The sequence below is a fragment of the Mesosutterella multiformis genome (assembly GCF_003402575.1).
Classification (GTDB): domain Bacteria; phylum Pseudomonadota; class Gammaproteobacteria; order Burkholderiales; family Burkholderiaceae_F; genus Mesosutterella; species Mesosutterella multiformis.
Map to the genome: position 1 here is coordinate 1,398,546 of NZ_BGZJ01000001.1, position 17,309 is coordinate 1,415,854.

Sequence of the window (17,309 nt, forward strand, 5' to 3'; positions counted from 1 at the left end):
GCTGACCGCATTTTTGGTGAAAGGCTTGAGTGATGAACGAAATGGCTGACGGAAAGATCCCCGGGGCAAAGGGCCCGCTTTCAGAAGCGGCGGCAGAGGAAATGCGCCGTCTTGAAGCAGATCTTGAACGCTGGAACCGCGAGTATTACGTTGAGGATTCGCCTTCGGTGTCAGACGCTGTGTATGACCAGGCTTTCCGCCGGCTACAGGCGCTCGAGGCCGAATACCCGCAGCTCGTGAGCCCCACATCACCGACGCTCCGCGTGGGCGGCGCACCGAAGTCAGATATGGCGAAGGTGACGCACAGCGTTCCGATGCTGTCGATCCATACGGAGACCGATTTTTCCGCGGAGGGGGCCCGCGCGTTTGATGAGCGTGTCAGGAATGCCCTCGGGCTGAAGCCCGAGGATCCTCCGGTTGAATATGTCGCGGAGCTGAAGTTTGACGGTCTCGCGATCAATCTCCGGTATGAGAAGGGGGTTCTCGTTTCGGCAGCTACCCGGGGGGACGGTATTGTCGGTGAGGATGTCACGGCCAACGCGCGCACGATCCGGACAATTCCTCTGAAACTGACGGGGATCTATCCCGAGATTCTGGAGGTCCGGGGCGAGGCGATCATGCATACGGAAGACTTTCTTGCCTTGAATAAGAAGCAGGAAGAAGCGGGAGAAAAAACTTTCGTGAACGCCCGGAACGCGGCTGCCGGCTGCCTGAGGCAGCTGGATCCTTCGGTGACCGCGAAGCGCCGCCTGCATTTCTATGCCTATAGCCTCGGTGAGGTGTCAACGGAAGCAGGTCCCTTTGCGGAAAGCCAGGAGGGTTCGCTTGAACGGCTGAAGAGCCTCGGGTTCCCGGTCGCGGACACAAGGCGCATCTGCCACTCGCCTGAAGAGCTTGAAGCCTTCCATCTCTACGTCGCGAAGATCAGAAATACGCTCCCCTTCGGGATTGATGGCGTGGTTTACAAGGTGAACCGGTTTGATCTTCAGCGGCGCCTTGGTTTTGTCGCCCGCGAACCGCGCTGGGCCTGCGCGCACAAGTATCCGCCGGAAGAAGCTTTTACGAAGGTTCTTGGGATCGATGTGCAGGTGGGCCGCACCGGGCGTCTCACACCGGTTGCCCGCCTGGAGCCTGTCTTTGTAGGCGGCGCGAATGTGTCGAACGCCACGCTGCATAACGAAGACTTCATTCATGAGCTTGATCTCCGGGTAGGGGATACCGTTGTGATCCGCCGCGCCGGTGACGTGATTCCAGAAATCGTCCGCGTGATGAAGGACCGGCGTCCTGAGGGAACCGTGGAATTCGAGATGCCGAAGACCTGCCCGGTCTGCGGCTCCGCGACAATCCGCGATGAGGAGGAGAAAGACACGCGCTGCACAGGCGGTCTTTTCTGCCCGGCCCAGATGAAGCTTTCGATTCTTCACTTTGCCAGCCGCCGCGCGATGGGGATTGACGGTGTGGGTGAAAAGCTCGTCAATCTGCTTACTGAAAAGGGGCTCGTCAAGACGCCGGCTGATCTTTATCGGCTGACCGCGGAAAGCCTGATGACCCTTGAGCGTATGGGGGAAAAGTCTGCCGGAAACATCATCACGTCGATTGAACGCTCCAAGCAGACGACGCTCGCCCGCTTTATCTTCGCGCTCGGTATCCGCCATGTCGGGGAAGCTACAGCGCGAGACCTTGCTTCCCACTTCAGAACTCTTGAGGCGCTTGAAAAGGCTACGCCTGAAGAGTGTCTTGAAGTGCCGGATGTGGGCGAAGTGATCGCGGAATCGATCACGAGTTTCTTCGCGGCTCCCGGTAACCGCGATGTGATCCGGGCGCTTCAGGAGTCGGGTGTCACCTGGCCTGAGGCGAAGGCCCCTGCTGCTTCTGAACCGGCAGATGGGGAGTCGGCTTCAGAAGTCGCCGGAAAGACCTTTGTGCTGACCGGCACGCTTCCCAATCTGTCGCGCGATGAAGCGAGTGACCGGATCCTCGCGGCAGGCGGCCGCGTTTCGGGCTCCGTTTCGAAGAAGACGAACTTCGTGGTGGCAGGCGAAGCGGCCGGTTCCAAACTCGCGAAGGCAGAAAAGCTGGGAGTCACGGTGATTGACGAAGCGGAGCTCCTCCGGATGCTGGGTGAGGGGGCGGAATGAGCGAACGGGTTTTTGCGCTGATCGCGGGGTCAGGTTTCGAGAATGGCTGGCTTCCGGGGATGAGCGAAGCGGCGCTGCCGCGCGAGATGCCGTTCGGCGCTCCGGCGTCCCCCGTGCTGGAGGGGCGGATCGGCGATCACCGTGTGCTGTTCCTCCAGCGTCATGGAGAGAATCACCGCTATCCGCCGCACGCGATTCCCTATGCGGCGAATCTCTGGGCGCTGCGTGAGGCGGGTGCGACAGACGTGTTCGCGGTCGGAACGGTCGGCGCTGTGTCAGAGGCCCTTCCGCCTGGCGCGATCTGCATTCCGGATGATCTGGTTGATCGGACCTGGGGCCGGCAGTCCACGTTCTATACGGGGCCTGAAACCGGGGTGCAGCATGTTGATTTCACGCATCCCTTTTCTGAGGGCCTGAGGCAGGAACTCATTAAGGCGGCACTCGCGGCTGAGGTTCCTGTCATGGATGGCGGTGTTTACTGGTGCACGCAGGGACCGAGACTGGAAACCGCAGCTGAAGTCCGGGTTGTGTCACAGCTGGGCGGCGCGATGATCGGCATGACAGCCTGTCCTGAGGCAGCCGTGGCGCGTGAAGCAGGGCTTCGGTATGCGCTCCTCGGTCTGTCGGTCAACTGGGCCGCGGGAATTTCGGATTCAAAGGAAAGTATTGATTTTGAATCGATTAAGGAAAGCATGGAGCGGATGACGGCTGGTGTCCGGGAGATCATCCGCACAGCGGTTCTCTCAGCTCAGTAAAAGTAATACCGCAAGGAAAAGGGAGATTTTCAGCTGATTTTCCGTATTTTCAGATAAGGTTATCTCAACAGCACGCCGGACAGGCCTCCCTCAAGGCCTTCCGGCGAAGATAAAGAGAAATACCGAACATCAGGAAATAGGGAAGAACATCATGAATCGTCGTACTCTGCTATCCGCCGCCGCTGCCGCGATCCTCGCCGCCGGCTCTTTCTCCGCCTCTGCCGCTCCCCTTAAGGAGCTGAAGATTGCCGCTACGCCTGTTCCGCAGGGCGAAGTGCTGAAGTTTGTGAAGCCGATCCTTGCGAAGGAAGGCATTGACCTCAAGATTATTGAATTCACGGACTACATTGCTCCGAACGCGGCTCTGGACGCTAAGGAAGTGGATGTCAACTTCTATCAGCATCAGCCTTTCCTTGATAACGCAGTCCGTCAGCGTCATATCAACGCGGTTCGTGTTGCGCCGATCTACATTCTCCCGATGGCTGTTTACTCTCAGAAGCTGAAGAGCCTGAAGAACGTGCCGAACGGCGCCCGCGTGTCGATTCCGAATGATCCGTCTAACGGCGGCCGTGCCCTGCTTCTTCTCCAGTCCGCAGGTCTCATTAAGCTGCGTTCCGGCGTCGGCTATGAAGCGACTCCGATTGATGTTGTCTCGAACCCGAAGAAGCTGAAGTTTGTCGAACTTGAAGCAGCTCAGGTGCCGCGCAGCCTGAAGGACGTCGATATTGCCGTGGTGAACTCCAACTACGCGCTTGGTATCGGTCTCAATCCGCTGAAGGATTCGATCTACCTCGAAGACAAGCGTAGCCCGTACGCTCTCGTGGTCGCTACCCGCAAGGGCGATCAGAATGATCCCCGGGTGCAGAAGCTTGTGAAGGCACTGCAGTCTCCGGCCACGAAGAAGTTTATTCTGACGAAGTACAAGGGCGCTGTGGTTCCCTCCTTCTAAAAAGAAGAAGCAGCCTGACAGGCAGAAATCCTCATCCCGGCAAAATCCTTTGCCGGGTTTTTGGCATTCTGAAGAGTTGAAGCATGAACGCAGAAATTATTGAAAAACTGAAAGCGGCGGTCGGTGAAAAGTATGTTCTGACCGAGGATGAGGCAACTAAGCCGTTCCTTGTAGACTGGACCAAACGGTTTGTAGGGAAGGCCGTGGTCGTGCGCCCTGCCAATACGGAAGAAGTCTCCCGTGTGGTTCGTATCGCCAATGAAACCCGAACTCCTGTGGTGCCCCAGGCGGGTGGAACAACGCTTGTCGGCGGTTCGATTCCGGATGATTCCGGGAACGCCATCCTGCTGTCTCTCAGCCGTCTGAACAAGATTGAGGATATCGATACCGTGAATGACACGGTGACGGTTGAAGCCGGTGTCATTCTTGAAGACCTTCATAAAGCCGTTGAGGAGAAAGGGCGCTTTTTCCCGCTTTCTTTCGGAGCCAAGGGGTCCGCTGAGATCGGCGGGAATCTCGCTACTAACGCGGGCGGCACTGCCGTGCTTCGGTACGGGAATATGCGGGATCTATGCCTTGGTCTTGAAGTGGTGCTTCCCGATGGGCGGATCTGGACTGCGCTCCGCGGCCTCCGTAAAGACAATACGGGGTACGATCTGAAGCAGCTTTTCATTGGGTCGGAAGGAACTCTGGGGGTCATTACCCGCGCTGTCCTGAAGCTTTATCCGCAGCCGATAGGGAATCAGACGGCGCTTGTCGGTGTTGAGTCTCCGGACGACGCGGTGAAGCTCCTCAATGAATGCCGTACAGCGGCTGGTCCTTACCTTACCGGGTTTGAACTGATGCAGTCCAAGTGTCTGGTCCGGGTTCATGAACAGCTCCCTGACATCGGACTTCCAGGGCCTGTTGATGACTGTCCCTGGTGGGTTCTCGCAGAAGTCTCCTGCTCACCGGATTCCGGCCCGTCTCTTGAAGAAATCCTTGGCAAGGCTTTTGAGGATGGAATTGTGAAGAACGCTTATCTCGCTCAGTCGCTTAAAGAGTTTGAAGCGTTCTGGAAAATCCGGGAATCGATTCCGGAAGCCGATGCCCGTGTGGGAAATAACCTCCATAACGACATCAGTCTGAAGATCGCTCTGATTCCGGAATTCCTTGATGTTACAGTGCGGCGTCTGAAGGACGCGTATCCGTGGCTAGATCCTTCGCTTTACGGTCACCTGGGTGACGGCAATCTTCACTTCAATATTGGTTCAATTCCTTCGAACCTCGCCTTTGAGAATGAAGAGGGCATTCGGAAGATCACATATGAAGAAACCGTGAAACGGAATGGGTCTATTTCGGCGGAACACGGTATCGGTCAGCTGAAGCGGGAGCACTTCCTGCAGCTTAAGGATCCGCTTGAGTTAGAGCTCATGGTGAAAATCAGTCACGCGCTGGATCCGAACGGCATCATGAATCCCGGAAAGCTGCTGCCGGACAGGAAGTAACTGAGCGGTTCGGGAGGAGCCGTCTGTCAGACTGAGGCTCTTCCTTCAGGTGATGAAAAAAGGGGCGGATTCCTTGCGGATCCGCCCCTGAAAAGTCTCTATGCTTGCCATAACCGAATTGTATGGATCTCGGTCGACAAATGCAAATAATTCCTATTTATTTTTAGTGGGCAGCTGAGCAATCACAATCGCGCATGCCATTAGCAGGCATCCAAGCGCTTCACGCGAATTCAGTGTCTGACCGAGAATAAGCCAACCGGATATCACGGCAAAGACGGATTCCAGGCTCATTGTGAGGGACGCGATTGTCGGATTGGCTCCCTTCTGTCCGATGACCTGTAGGGTGTAGGCGACCCCGTTAGAGAGGATCCCAACATAGAGAATAGCGGGCAGTGCCGCCTTGATTGCGCTCAGCGTCAACCCAGGCTCAAAGATCAGAGTAAAGAACGCGCCGAGCACCCCGCCCGTCAGGAACATGATGCAGGAGAGCTTGACGCCATCCACTTTGGGGGCATAACGATCGATGATGAGAATCTGGATCGCGTAGCAGACGGCGCCTGCAATGCAGAGAATATCGCCTGAGCCGACAGAAAAATCGCCTTTTACGGAAAGGAAGTAGAGTCCCGCCATGGCGATCAGAACCGCGATCCAGAGAATCCCGGAGCTTCTTTTTCCCCGGAACAGGGCAATGAGCGGTACAAAGATGATGTAGAGCGCAGTCAGGAACCCGGCCTTTCCGACAGGAGTCTGAATGAGACCGAACTGCTGAAAGCTTTCAGCAGCGAAAAGCGCGATGCCGCAGAGAATGCCGCCGACCCAGACAAGCTTTTTGGCTTCCGGTGTCGACTCCTCAGCGCGGCGCGCCGGACTCTTGAATCGATCCAGAAAATAAATGACCGGGACCAGGACCAGAGCGCCAAGCAAGGATCGCCCCGCCGTGAAAGTGAAAGGAGGAACATACTCCATGCCGAGAGCCTGCCCGACAAAGGCGGTTCCCCAGATCATGGCGGTCAGAAGCAGTATCAGAAAATTCTTGATTGGCATTTGGAAAGCTGCGGATTCAGAACTGGCAGGAATGACTCCTGCAGACAGAACTGCTCATTTTAACGGAACCGGAGCCGTCGAAATGCGGTAAGGTGATGGAAAAATAAGAACGGACTTTGTATTTCAACATGGGATCCAGAAATATTCTTCTTCAGGTGTTTCATCCGCACTGGTTCGAGAGCCGCGCGAATAAGCGGCTTGCAGCGGCTGCCAGGCGGGTGACTTCGCTAAGCTTCCAGCAGATGGAAACCCAATACGGGGACTATCTGGAGAGAGTGGATGTTGAGCGTGAGCGGGTGCGCATTCAGAACGCCGATATCCTTGTCATGCAGTTTCCGATCTGGTCGATGACGTTTCCGGCTACAGTGAAAACTTATCTGGACACCGTTTGGTTTTCTGATTTCGGTGCGCCGAAGAAAGTTCTCCCCGGTAAGCGTCTGATGCTTGCCGTAACGACCGAACTGGGGGATGCTGATTACTCCGCCTCGGGGCGGATAGGCCATACGCTTGAAGAACTGCTTCTGCCGCTCACGCTTTCCGCGCGTCTGGCAGGCGTCGAGGTTCTGGGGATTGACGCTTTTTACGGCGCCATGAGGATGTCTCAAACCGAGCTCGAAAGAGCGTCTGACAATTATGTCAGAAAACTGGATGAACTGTCGCGTCTGCCCAAAAAATAAGCAGTAAGCCTAAATCCTTAAATTTGAACTGCTATAAGGTTTTTGCAGAAAGGGTAATCCACAAAAATTGTGGATATCTTGAAAAAAATATAGGTGAGGGATCATCTGCTTATTTATTCATTAAATCAAATAGATAATTTATGTGGCAGGTCCGGCGGCGTGAGTGTGAGGGGCAGATCCGAATACTCGCAATGCATACAATAGGTTGATTCGTAATCAGAAAAGCACAATCGAGGCTCAGATGGGAGAGGGTTCCAAAAATACCGAACTGCCAGTCAGGATCCGGGGCTTTGCTCCCCTCGTTGGAAGGGATCCTCAAGCCCTGATTCTTGGATCCATGCCGAGCGAAAAGTCTCTGGAAGAGGACGAGTACTACGCTCATCCCAGAAATCGTTTCTGGAGTCTGATGAATTGGCTGCTTGCCGGCAATAAGACGAGACCGGCATATAAAACTGGAATTGAAATTCTGAGCAGCCATGGCATCGCGCTCTGGGATTCCGTCGGTTCCTGCGTGCGGGAAGGAAGTCTGGATTCAGCAATCCGGGAGATTGAACCGAACCCGGTTGACAGGATCCTGAAAGAGAACCCAGGGATCCATTTTGTTTTTTTCAATGGGAAAAAGTCGGAATCCGTTTTCAGGCAGATCTTTCGTCAGCTGATAGCTGAACGGCCGGATATTGCTTTTATCAGTCTGCCATCGACATCTCCAGCGAACGCGGCCTGGAATTTCGAAAAGCTGGCGTCTGCCTGGAGACAGGCTTTCCTTAAGGCGGGTATTCCTCTTGCTGATGAAGCCGCGTCAGAACTGAAAGCCAATAAAAAAGCCCCGGTTCGTGATTGAACCGGGGCTCCTGAGGCAATCCCGACAGAAGGGTCAGCCCTGAGGCGTGATCTTGATCCAGCCGGTCGGGCAGCTGGGAATCGTCGGATAGTAGCCCTTCTGTGCGGGGCAATAGAAATAATCCTGAGTTGCCACCGAGGAAGAGGCAGGGGTGTTATTGATCGTCACGTTGACCGGGGGCGCCGGCTGAGTCTGAACCGGTGCTGCGGGAACCGTGCTAGTTGTATGGCTGGGAGTTGCGGCGAGAGCAAGAAGACCGACTCCTACACCGAAGGGCAGAATCCAGTCACCGGGACCCCAATAGCGGTGCCCCCCAACCCCAACCGCCGCGGGGAGGCGGCGGAGGCGCGGCATGCCAGCGGGGGCCGGGACCAGGTCCCCAGCCCGGACCGGGGCCCGGGCCGCCAGGACCTGCGAGTGCAGGCGCTGCTGCAACAGCGAGCATGGCGCCTGCAACCAAAGCAGATATGAATTTTTTCATAGATTCCCTCCACATAAAAGCGCGGGCACACGATTGTTATCGATCGCCTTACTCTTTATTTTGCCCTTTCCTATTGCAAAAGAGCGATGGAGAAGTATTTCCTATTGTGACGATCGAAACGTTTATTTTCTGACCCAGTGAGTAAAGCGTCCGGTGCAGCCGCCGTCCTCAAAGGTTCCGACTTCTTCGATATTCCAGGCATCAGGATCAGTCATGGTGAAGAAAGTGTCGCCATCAAAGTCCTGGTCGATTTCGGTTATATAAGCTTCGGAAATCCGGGGAAGAGCCTCGCGGTAGGTATAGGCACCGCCGATCACGAAAGCCTTTTCTTCCTTATCGAGGAGAAGAAGAGCGTCTGAGAGTGTCCGGACAATTTCAATACCGGGGATTAACTCCGTATGCGTACGGGAGAGGACGATATTGCGGCGGCGAGGAAGCGGGCGGCCAATTGAAACCCAGGTGTTCCACCCCATAATGACCGGGTATCCAGTGGTGGTTTCTTTGAAGAAGCGCAGATCAGCCGGGATATGCCAGGGCATTTGTCCATTCAGGCCGATCACACCGTTGTGAGACCGGGCGACGATCAAAGCAAGAGCAGTCATGAGAATCTCTTTTTTAAAAGGTCTAACTCATTCAATAATAGCGGTTTTACCTATCGATTTTGAGTCAGATGAAAAAATAAATAAAAAAATATTTGCATTTTTAAAATTGAGAGGGTAAGATACTCGTCCTGTCGCTGCGATGCAGTGACGATCTTTAAAAACTGAATAACGAACCGATAAGCGTGAGCATCTGGTTTTGAAGAGCTTCAGCTCATAAAAATCAGGTGCTTGAAAAGACGAATGGAATGATGCAGAAGTGAATAACTTCTGAAAATTACCAGTCGATAATTTTGAGCGCGACGCCTCAGGAAACTGAGGCAAATGAAGTAATAGCAGTGATTGAACTCAAGAGTTTGATCCTGGCTCAGATTGAACGCTGGCGGCATGCCTTACACATGCAAGTCGAACGGCAGCGGGGGAGCTTGCTCCTGCCGGCGAGTGGCGAACGGGTGAGTAATGCATCGGAACGTGTCCTGTTGTGGGGGATAACTGATCGAAAGATCAGCTAATACCGCATGAGACCTGAGGGTGAAAGCGGGGGATCGCAAGACCTCGCGCGACAGGAGCGGCCGATGTCTGATTAGCTAGTTGGTGAGATAAAAGCTTACCAAGGCGACGATCAGTAGCTGGTCTGAGAGGATGATCAGCCACATTGGGACTGAGACACGGCCCAGACTCCTACGGGAGGCAGCAGTGGGGAATTTTGGACAATGGGGGAAACCCTGATCCAGCCATGCCGCGTGCGGGATGAAGGCCTTCGGGTTGTAAACCGCTTTTGTCAGAGACGAAAAGGGACGTACGAATAATACGTTCCGCTGACGGTATCTGAAGAATAAGCACCGGCTAACTACGTGCCAGCAGCCGCGGTAATACGTAGGGTGCAAGCGTTAATCGGAATTACTGGGCGTAAAGGGTGCGCAGGCGGCTATGCAAGACAGATGTGAAATCCCCGGGCTTAACCTGGGAACTGCATTTGTGACTGCATGGCTAGAGTTTGTCAGAGGAGGGTGGAATTCCGCGTGTAGCAGTGAAATGCGTAGATATGCGGAAGAACACCAATGGCGAAGGCAGCCCTCTGGGACATGACTGACGCTCATGCACGAAAGCGTGGGGAGCAAACAGGATTAGATACCCTGGTAGTCCACGCCCTAAACGATGTCAGCTGATTGTTCGGGAAGCAATTCCTGGGTAACCAAGCCAACGCGTGAAGCTGACCGCCTGGGAAGTACGGTCGCAAGATTAAAACTCAAAGGAATTGACGGGGACCCGCACAAGCGGTGGATGATGTGGATTAATTCGACGCAACGCGAAAAACCTTACCTAGCCTTGACATGTCAGGAATCCGGATGAAAGTCTGGAGTGCCCGCAAGGGAGCCTGAACACAGGTGCTGCATGGCTGTCGTCAGCTCGTGTCGTGAGATGTTGGGTTAAGTCCCGCAACGAGCGCAACCCTTGTCATCAGTTGCTACGCAAGAGCACTCTGATGAGACCGCCGGTGACAAACCGGAGGAAGATGGGGATGACGTCAAGTCCTCATGGCCCTTACGGCTAGGGCCTCACACGTCATACAATGGTCGGAACAGAGGGCAGCGAAGCCGGGAGGCGGAGCTAATCCCAGAAAACCGATCGTAGTCCGGATTGCAGTCTGCAACTCGACTGCATGAAGTCGGAATCGCTAGTAATCGCGGATCAGCATGCCGCGGTGAATACGTTCCCGGGTCTTGTACACACCGCCCGTCACACCATGGGAGTGGGGTTTGCCAGAAGGCGTTTGTCCAACCGCAAGGAGGACGGCGACCACGGTGGGTTCCATGACTGGGGTGAAGTCGTAACAAGGTAGCAGTACCGGAAGGTGCGGCTGGATCACCTCCTTTTAAGAGAACGAAGTTCTCAAGACAGGTGCTCATACTTATCGTTCGTTGTCTTCTGAGAAATGAAGACTATGTTCGGTTGTTCTTTAACAATTAGGAAGGAATGAAAGTTCTAAGTGCCTGGAATACTTGATGAGGGTATTTCAGGGCAGTTATGAACATGGGTTGTGATTGCATTCACAAATTTGCAAGTTTCTCCAAGAAACCGAAGCAACATTTAGAGAACAGCGACACGTTACAAGTCGATTGAAACCGTGCCGGGTAAAAGGCGGCAGGGTTATAGGATCAAGCGACTAAGTGCATGTGGTGGATGCCTTGGCGATCACAGGCGATGAAGGACGCGGCAGTCTGCGAAAAGCCCCGGGGAGCTGACAACGAGCTTTGATCCGGGGATCTCCGAATGAGGGAACTCCAAGCTTTAGCTTGATCCATGCGTGAATACATAGCGCATGGAGGCGAACGCGGCGAACTGAAACATCTCAGTAGCTGCAGGAAAAGAAATCAACCGAGATTCCGGAAGTAGCGGCGAGCGAAACCGGAACAGCCTGAATTCGATATTGAGAAGAACACTGGAAGAGTCTGGAAAGGCTCGCCATAGTGGGTGATAGCCCCGTACGGGACGTTCATCTCAAGGTACTGAGGATTCGAAAAGTAGGTCGGGGCACGTGAAACCCTGGCTGAACATGGGGGGACCATCCTCCAAGGCTAAATACTCGTGATCGACCGATAGCGTACTAGTACTGTGAAGGAAAGGTTAAAAGAACCCCGGGAGGGGAGTGAAATAGATTCTGAAACCGCATGCATACAAACAGTAGGAGCCCTTCGGGGTGACTGCGTACCTTTTGCATAATGGGTCAGCGACTTATGTTATGTGGCAAGCCTAACCGACTAGGGGAGGCGCAGCGAAAGCGAGTCCGAACAGGGCGATTCAGTCGCATGGCATAGACCCGAAACCAGATGAGCTAACCATGGCCAGGCTGAAGGTGTGGTAACACACACTGGAGGGCCGAACCTACTGGTGTTGCAAAACCAGAGGATGAGCTGTGGTTAGGGGTGAAAGGCTTAACAAATCTGGAGATAGCTGGTTCTCCCCGAAAACTATTGAGGTAGTGCCTTGCGCATGAGCTTCTGGGGGTAGAGCACTGTTATAGCTAGGGGGACATGGCGTCTTACCAAACTATGGCAAACTCCGAATACCAGAAAGCTTCGCGCAGGAGACAGAGCACCGGGTGCTAACGTCCGGACTCAAAAGGGAATCAACCCAGACCGCCAGCTAAGGTCCCTAATATCAGCTAAGTGGAAAACGAAGTGGAAAGGCTAAAACAGTCAGGAAGTTGGCTTAGAAGCAGCCATCCTTCAAAGAAAGCGTAATAGCTCACTGATCGAGTCCTTCCGCGCGGAAGATGTAACGGGGCTAAGTTGATAACCGAAGCTGCGGATTCACACTTTGAGTGTGAGTGGTAGGGGAGCGTTCTGTAAGCCTGCGAAGGTGGATCGTAAGGTCTGCTGGAGGTATCAGAAGTGCGAATGCTGACATGAGTAACGATAAAGCGGGTGAAAAGCCCGCTCGCCGCAAACCCAAGGTTTCCTGCTCTACGTTAATCGGAGCAGGGTGAGTCGGTTCCTAAGGCCAGGCTGAGAAGCGTAGCTGATGGAAATCAGGTTAATATTCCTGAACCGGCGTTGAATGCGATGGGGTGACGGAGCAGCCAGAGTGGACCGGGTGTTGGATGTCCCGGCTTCCGAGCGATGGGTGCCTGCAGGCAAATCCGCAGGCGTATACCCAGGACGAAGGATCGGGTCTTCTTTTGAAGACGAAGCCACTGGAAGCGCTTCCAGGAAAAACCTCTAAGCTTCAGTTCAACGGCGACCGTACCGTAAACCGACACAGGTGGGTGAGCTGAATATGCTCAGGCGCTTGAGAGAACTCGGGAGAAGGAACTCGGCAAATTGACACCGTAACTTCGGAAGAAGGTGTGCCTTTGTAGCTTGACGGGAGAGAAACCCGGAGGGTGAAGAGGTCTCAGAGAATCGGTGGCTGTAACTGTTTACTAAAAACACAGCGCTCTGCAAAGATGAAAGTCGACGTATAGGGCGTGATGCCTGCCCGGTGCTGGAAGATTAATTGATGGGGTGCAAGCTCCTGATCGAAGTCCCAGTAAACGGCGGCCGTAACTATAACGGTCCTAAGGTAGCGAAATTCCTTGTCGGGCAAGTTCCGACCTGCACGAATGGCATAATAATGGCCACACTGTCTCCTCCCGAGACTCAGTGAAATTGAAATGTTTGTGATGATGCAATCTCCCCGCGGCTAGACGGAAAGACCCCATGAACCTTAACTGTAGCTTTGCATTGGACTTTGAACCGATCTGTGTAGGATAGGCGGGAGGCTTTGAAGAATGGACGCCAGTTCATTCGGAGCCGTCGTTGAAATACCGCCCTGATTTGTTTGAGGTTCTAACCTGGGCCAGTGATCCTGGCTGGGGACCGTGCATGGTGGGCAGTTTGACTGGGGCGGTCTCCTCCTAAAGGGTAACGGAGGAGTGCGAAGGTACGCTAATCACGGTCGGAAATCGTGAGGATACTGCAATGGGAAAAGCGTGCCTGACTGCGAGACAGACAAGTCGAGCAGATGCGAAAGCAGGTCATAGTGATCCGGTGGCTTCTGTATGGAAGGGCCATCGCTCAACGGATAAAAGGTACTCTGGGGATAACAGGCTGATACCGCCCAAGAGTTCATATCGACGGCGGTGTTTGGCACCTCGATGTCGGCTCATCTCATCCTGGGGCTGTAGCCGGTCCCAAGGGTATGGCTGTTCGCCATTTAAAGAGGTACGTGAGCTGGGTTTAAAACGTCGTGAGACAGTTTGGTCCCTATCTACCGCGGGCGCTGGAAGATTGACAGGGGCTGCTCCTAGTACGAGAGGACCGGAGTGGACGCACCTCTGGTGTATCGGTTGTGACGCCAGTCGCATTGCCGAGTAGCTATGTGCGGAAGAGATAACCGCTGAAAGCATCTAAGCGGGAAACTTGCCTGAAGATTAGTCTTCCCGGAGGCTTGACCTCCCTGAAGGGTCGTCCGAGACCAGGACGTTGATAGGCCAGGTGTGGAAGCGCTGTGAGGCGTGAAGCTAACTGGTACTAATTGCCCGTGCGGCTTGATCCTATAACCGTGCTGCTTGATTAAATGACAGCAAATGGTTTTGAAAGGAAGCTTGCAAAAAGAAAGAAATGTGTGAATGTGGAAAAGCAAGCCATGTGATTTCATTCCTTCCCAAAGAATTCGCTTGAGAAGTCCTTAAAAAACTTCGAAAGCAAAGCCTTTGCCTGACGGCCATAGCAGAGTGGCCCCACCCCTTCCCATTCCGAACAGGACGGTGAAACGCTCTCGCGCCAATGATAGTCGGTTGTATTTCCGGTGAAAGTAGGTCACTGTCAGGCTCCCCTTTCAAGACCCTCGAAAGTTTTCTTTCGAGGGTTTTGTTTTATGTGCATACTTTGAAAGTTTTTTTAAAGGGTGAATTATCAAATCAAGTGCAAAGTTACTGAATAAAAGACTTCAGCCGGACACTTCCAATTGAGACGTTTTCTGGGTCTGAAATTCAGAGCATTGAACCGTTTCTGAACTTCTGCCTGAGAAATTTTATCGATACTCATTCCTTTTGGGAAAAAGTCTCTAAGAAGTCCGTTTGTATTTTCATTACTTCCTTTCTCCCATGGATGATGAGGCAAGCAGAAATACACTTTGGTTCTGAGATCTTTCTCCAGTTTTTCAGCCCAGGAAAATTCTTTTCCGCGATCTACGGTAATCGTACGCAGATCCTTATCTGACAGAGATTTCTCAATTACGGCAGACACATCGGCCGCAGTCTTGGAAGCGGTTTTCCCGCCACAGAGAAAGCCGGACTTCCTATCGACCAGAGTCGTGAGGCAGGCTCCGCCCTTTTTTCCGATGACGGTATCGCCTTCCCAATCCCCCAGGCGAGATCTGTTCTGAGCTTCCAGGGGTCGCTCTTCAATGCTGTGAGTGATCTGGATCTTTCCTCGCCTCTCGGTCATGCCTTTACGGTGACGCGTTTTACCGTGGTGTCGCAGGTGTCGGGACATCTTTCGGCCATCCACAAAGCGATCCAGAAAGCCAGAATTGATTCCTCGGTAGATTGTCGTGGCGCTGATCCTTAGATTCGGCAGCTCCTTTCTGAGACGGTATTGAATCTGCTCCGGAGACCAGAATTTCTTAACCAGCAGATTTGAGACAATCCTTGTCAGCAACGAGTCAGACTTCAGAATGTTTCTCTTTCCGCAATGCTTTCTCTGTCTCTGATATCGGGCCTGCGCGGCACAGGGATCATAGGCAGCTGAAGCCCCATCCTGGGCCGATACAGCCTTGTTTCGCTTCAGTTCGCGGGAGATCGTAGAAACATTTTTCCCAATCGCACATGCAATTTCAGACAGGGATTTGCCTGAAATCGTTAAAGCCGAAATAAATACTCTGTCCCGAAGAGTAAGATGATGATAGTGGCTCATGAGCTCCCTCTATAGTTATCTTGACAATCTCTATTATGGAAGCTTTATGGGCCACTATTCTTTTCTCAGGCTTTGCACTTGAAGTGATAATTCGCCAGCTAAGAAACTGAGTGGGGCTGCCGCCCCACACAAATTCCTGTCTTTTCAAATAGTTTCATGACGCTAATCTGACCCTGACAGTCGGAACGGTATTTCCTTGACCCAGAAAACGTCTCAATTGGAAGTGTCCGGCTGAAGTCTTTTATTCAGTAACTTTGCACTTGATTTGATAATTCACCATTTAAAAAACACAGAAACAAGAATAGAATTCGACAGTATTGGCATTGTCGTAGTTCAATCCTCATATCTGATTGAAGGAGATTCGTCATGAATAATCCGTCTCGCCGCCATTTTCTTGAAGGCGCTGCCGCCACAATAGCTGGTGCCGCCGTTCTTTCCTCCGGAACCGCAGAGGCTGCGGCCAAGAAAGGTTCCAAAGGAACAGCTTCCTACGATCTCATCATTGTCGGTGCCGGCTGCGGCGGTCTTGTCTGCGCGGTTCGCGCGGCACAGATCGGTCTTAAGCCTCTGCTGCTAGAAAAGATGATGGATTCCTCTGGCAATACGATTTACGCTGCCGGATTTATGCTCGGCACGAATACGAAGATGCAGCGCGCTGCAGGGATCTCCGGCGATACGACCGATAAGTTCTATGACGACATGATCAAGGTGTCCAAAGGACATGGCGACCCGGCGCTCACCCGCTACTTTGTCGATCACGCGGATCAGACGCTTGAATGGATGGCGGACTATTGCGGTATCAAATTCAAGACTGGTATGCATTTCATTTTCCCAATGCTTACCCGGTCTCATCTCGTTCAGGGGCCGACCCAGCCTGGTGGTTCCCAGCTGGCGCTCGATCTTCAGAAGAAGGCGAAGAGCCTTGGCGTAAAAATGATGTTTAACACCAAGGTTGTGCAGCTGCTTCAGAATTCGAAGGGGTTCGTTGACGGTGTCCGCGTCAAGACCAAAGATGGTTACAGTGACATCCGTTCCCGCGGCGGAGTGGTTCTTGCTACCGGCGGTTTCTCCGCGAACCAGGCCATGGTGACCCAATACGCGGGGGCTGCGGCCGCCCGCATGCCGATTCGCGGTTCCCACATTATTGCTGGTGAAAACATTAAGCTTACGGATCCGCTCTTCGCGAAGTTTGTGAATGTCGATCAGTATCACTGCGGTCCGATTCATGGGCCGACCGGCGCTAATCCTCTGAACATCGTGAATAACGGTATCTGTGTCTCAAGGGAAGGTACCGAGCGATTCACGGACGAAGGACAGACTTATGTTCAGATGGCGCGTGACACCGCAGCGAAGACTACGGATAACTGGGCTTTTATGATCGTTGACGAAGACGTTCATAACCTGAAGGTCCTTGCGAACGACTGGAACTCCTACGCAAAGAACCACGCACCGGTTTATAAGGCTGACACGATTGAAGCCCTTGCCAAGGAAGCCGGTCTTGATCCGAAGAAGCTGACGAAGATTGTGGATGAATATAACGAGGCCTGTGCGAATAATACCCGCGCGAAACTTGTGCCCCCGAATACGCTGAAGGAAGCTCGGCCTGTGAAGAAGGCCCCGTTCTACGCTGTGCCGTTCCAAGGCGGAATGACAGCCACTTTCGGCGGTCCTCTGGTGAATACGGACGCTCAGGTGCTTGATACTGAGAATCAGCCGATTCCGGGACTTTACGCGATCGGCAATGCGGCAGGCGGTCTCTTCTATGACAATTACGTCGGCGGCGCTCAGCTGACAAACGCGGCGGTCTACGGCTATCACGTCGCGGACTACATCAAGGCTAATCTGAAGAAGTAAGAATTCAGAATCTTCATCTGAAGTACAAAAAACTCTCGGGTTCCCTACTGGAATCTGAGAGTTTTTTTGGTTGCCTAATCAGG

Annotated in this window: 11 protein-coding genes and 3 rRNA genes; 10 read left to right on the top strand and 4 right to left on the bottom strand. The window is 53.3% G+C overall.

The features are described 5' to 3' along the window. Positions 1-32: 32 nt before the first annotated feature. The 4 genes from ligA to M4NBBH2_RS06500 all read left to right on the top strand — a co-directional run bounded on the left by ligA (position 33) and on the right by M4NBBH2_RS06500 (position 5,329). Positions 33-2,138: an NAD-dependent DNA ligase LigA gene (gene ligA / locus M4NBBH2_RS06485; RefSeq protein ID WP_116270185.1), complete on the top strand. Its 2,106-nt coding sequence runs from the start codon at positions 33-35 to the stop codon at positions 2,136-2,138. Then, positions 2,135-2,893: an S-methyl-5'-thioinosine phosphorylase gene (locus M4NBBH2_RS06490; protein WP_116270186.1), complete on the top strand. Its 759-nt coding sequence runs from the start codon at positions 2,135-2,137 to the stop codon at positions 2,891-2,893. The genes ligA and M4NBBH2_RS06490 overlap by 4 nt, the downstream gene beginning before the upstream one ends. A 151-nt stretch (positions 2,894-3,044) precedes the next feature. Further along, positions 3,045-3,842, top strand: coding sequence for a MetQ/NlpA family ABC transporter substrate-binding protein (locus tag M4NBBH2_RS06495; protein WP_116270187.1), 798 nt, complete (start codon positions 3,045-3,047; stop codon positions 3,840-3,842). An 83-nt stretch (positions 3,843-3,925) separates the two neighbouring features. Further along, positions 3,926-5,329, top strand: a complete 1,404-nt coding sequence (locus M4NBBH2_RS06500) for an FAD-binding oxidoreductase (protein ID WP_116270188.1) — start codon at positions 3,926-3,928, stop codon at positions 5,327-5,329. Between the two features lie 153 nt (positions 5,330-5,482). Here M4NBBH2_RS06500 and M4NBBH2_RS06505 read toward each other — a convergent pair whose 3' ends face one another. Further along, positions 5,483-6,373 (bottom strand): DMT family transporter, encoded by an 891-nt coding sequence (locus tag M4NBBH2_RS06505; protein ID WP_116270189.1) that lies wholly within the window; start codon positions 6,371-6,373, stop codon positions 5,483-5,485. Positions 6,374-6,501: 128 nt separating this feature from the next. Here M4NBBH2_RS06505 and M4NBBH2_RS06510 point away from each other — a divergent pair, with 128 nt between their 5' ends. Beyond that, the gene (locus tag M4NBBH2_RS06510) at positions 6,502-7,050 is read left to right on the top strand and encodes an NAD(P)H-dependent oxidoreductase (protein WP_116270190.1); all 549 of its coding nucleotides are present in this window, start codon (positions 6,502-6,504) and stop codon (positions 7,048-7,050) included. Positions 7,051-7,291: 241 nt separating this feature from the next. Then, complete coding sequence (locus M4NBBH2_RS06515) at positions 7,292-7,891, top strand: DNA-deoxyinosine glycosylase (protein ID WP_116270191.1); 600 nt, start codon at positions 7,292-7,294, stop codon at positions 7,889-7,891. Positions 7,892-7,924: 33 nt separating this feature from the next. On the opposite strand, the gene M4NBBH2_RS11780 is transcribed toward M4NBBH2_RS06515, so the two are convergent. Both M4NBBH2_RS11780 and M4NBBH2_RS06525 read right to left on the bottom strand, forming a co-directional pair. After that, positions 7,925-8,245, bottom strand: coding sequence for a hypothetical protein (locus M4NBBH2_RS11780; protein ID WP_170135112.1), 321 nt, complete (start codon positions 8,243-8,245; stop codon positions 7,925-7,927). 249 nt (positions 8,246-8,494) lie between these two features. After that, on the bottom strand, positions 8,495-8,974 hold the full coding sequence (locus M4NBBH2_RS06525) for a dihydrofolate reductase (RefSeq protein WP_116270193.1): 480 nt from the start codon (positions 8,972-8,974) through the stop codon (positions 8,495-8,497). A gap of 341 nt (positions 8,975-9,315) precedes the next feature. On the opposite strand from M4NBBH2_RS06525, the gene M4NBBH2_RS06530 reads away from it, so the two are divergent. From M4NBBH2_RS06530 to rrf, 3 genes are all read left to right on the top strand, one after another. Further along, positions 9,316-10,848: ribosomal RNA gene (locus M4NBBH2_RS06530) — 16S ribosomal RNA — on the top strand. Between the two features lie 280 nt (positions 10,849-11,128). Next, a 23S ribosomal RNA gene (locus tag M4NBBH2_RS06535) occupies positions 11,129-14,011 on the top strand. A gap of 160 nt (positions 14,012-14,171) precedes the next feature. Continuing rightward, positions 14,172-14,286: ribosomal RNA gene (gene rrf, locus M4NBBH2_RS06540) — 5S ribosomal RNA — on the top strand. Together the 16S, 23S and 5S rRNA genes form the textbook arrangement of a ribosomal RNA operon. 84 nt (positions 14,287-14,370) lie before the next feature. Here rrf and M4NBBH2_RS06545 read toward each other — a convergent pair. Then, a complete protein-coding gene (locus M4NBBH2_RS06545) occupies positions 14,371-15,372 on the bottom strand; it encodes an IS30 family transposase (RefSeq protein ID WP_116269340.1) in 1,002 nt (333 codons plus the stop codon). 366 nt (positions 15,373-15,738) lie between these two features. On the opposite strand from M4NBBH2_RS06545, the gene M4NBBH2_RS06550 reads away from it, so the two are divergent. Then, positions 15,739-17,226, top strand: coding sequence for an FAD-dependent oxidoreductase (locus tag M4NBBH2_RS06550; protein WP_116270194.1), 1,488 nt, complete (start codon positions 15,739-15,741; stop codon positions 17,224-17,226). Positions 17,227-17,309 lie beyond the last annotated feature (83 nt).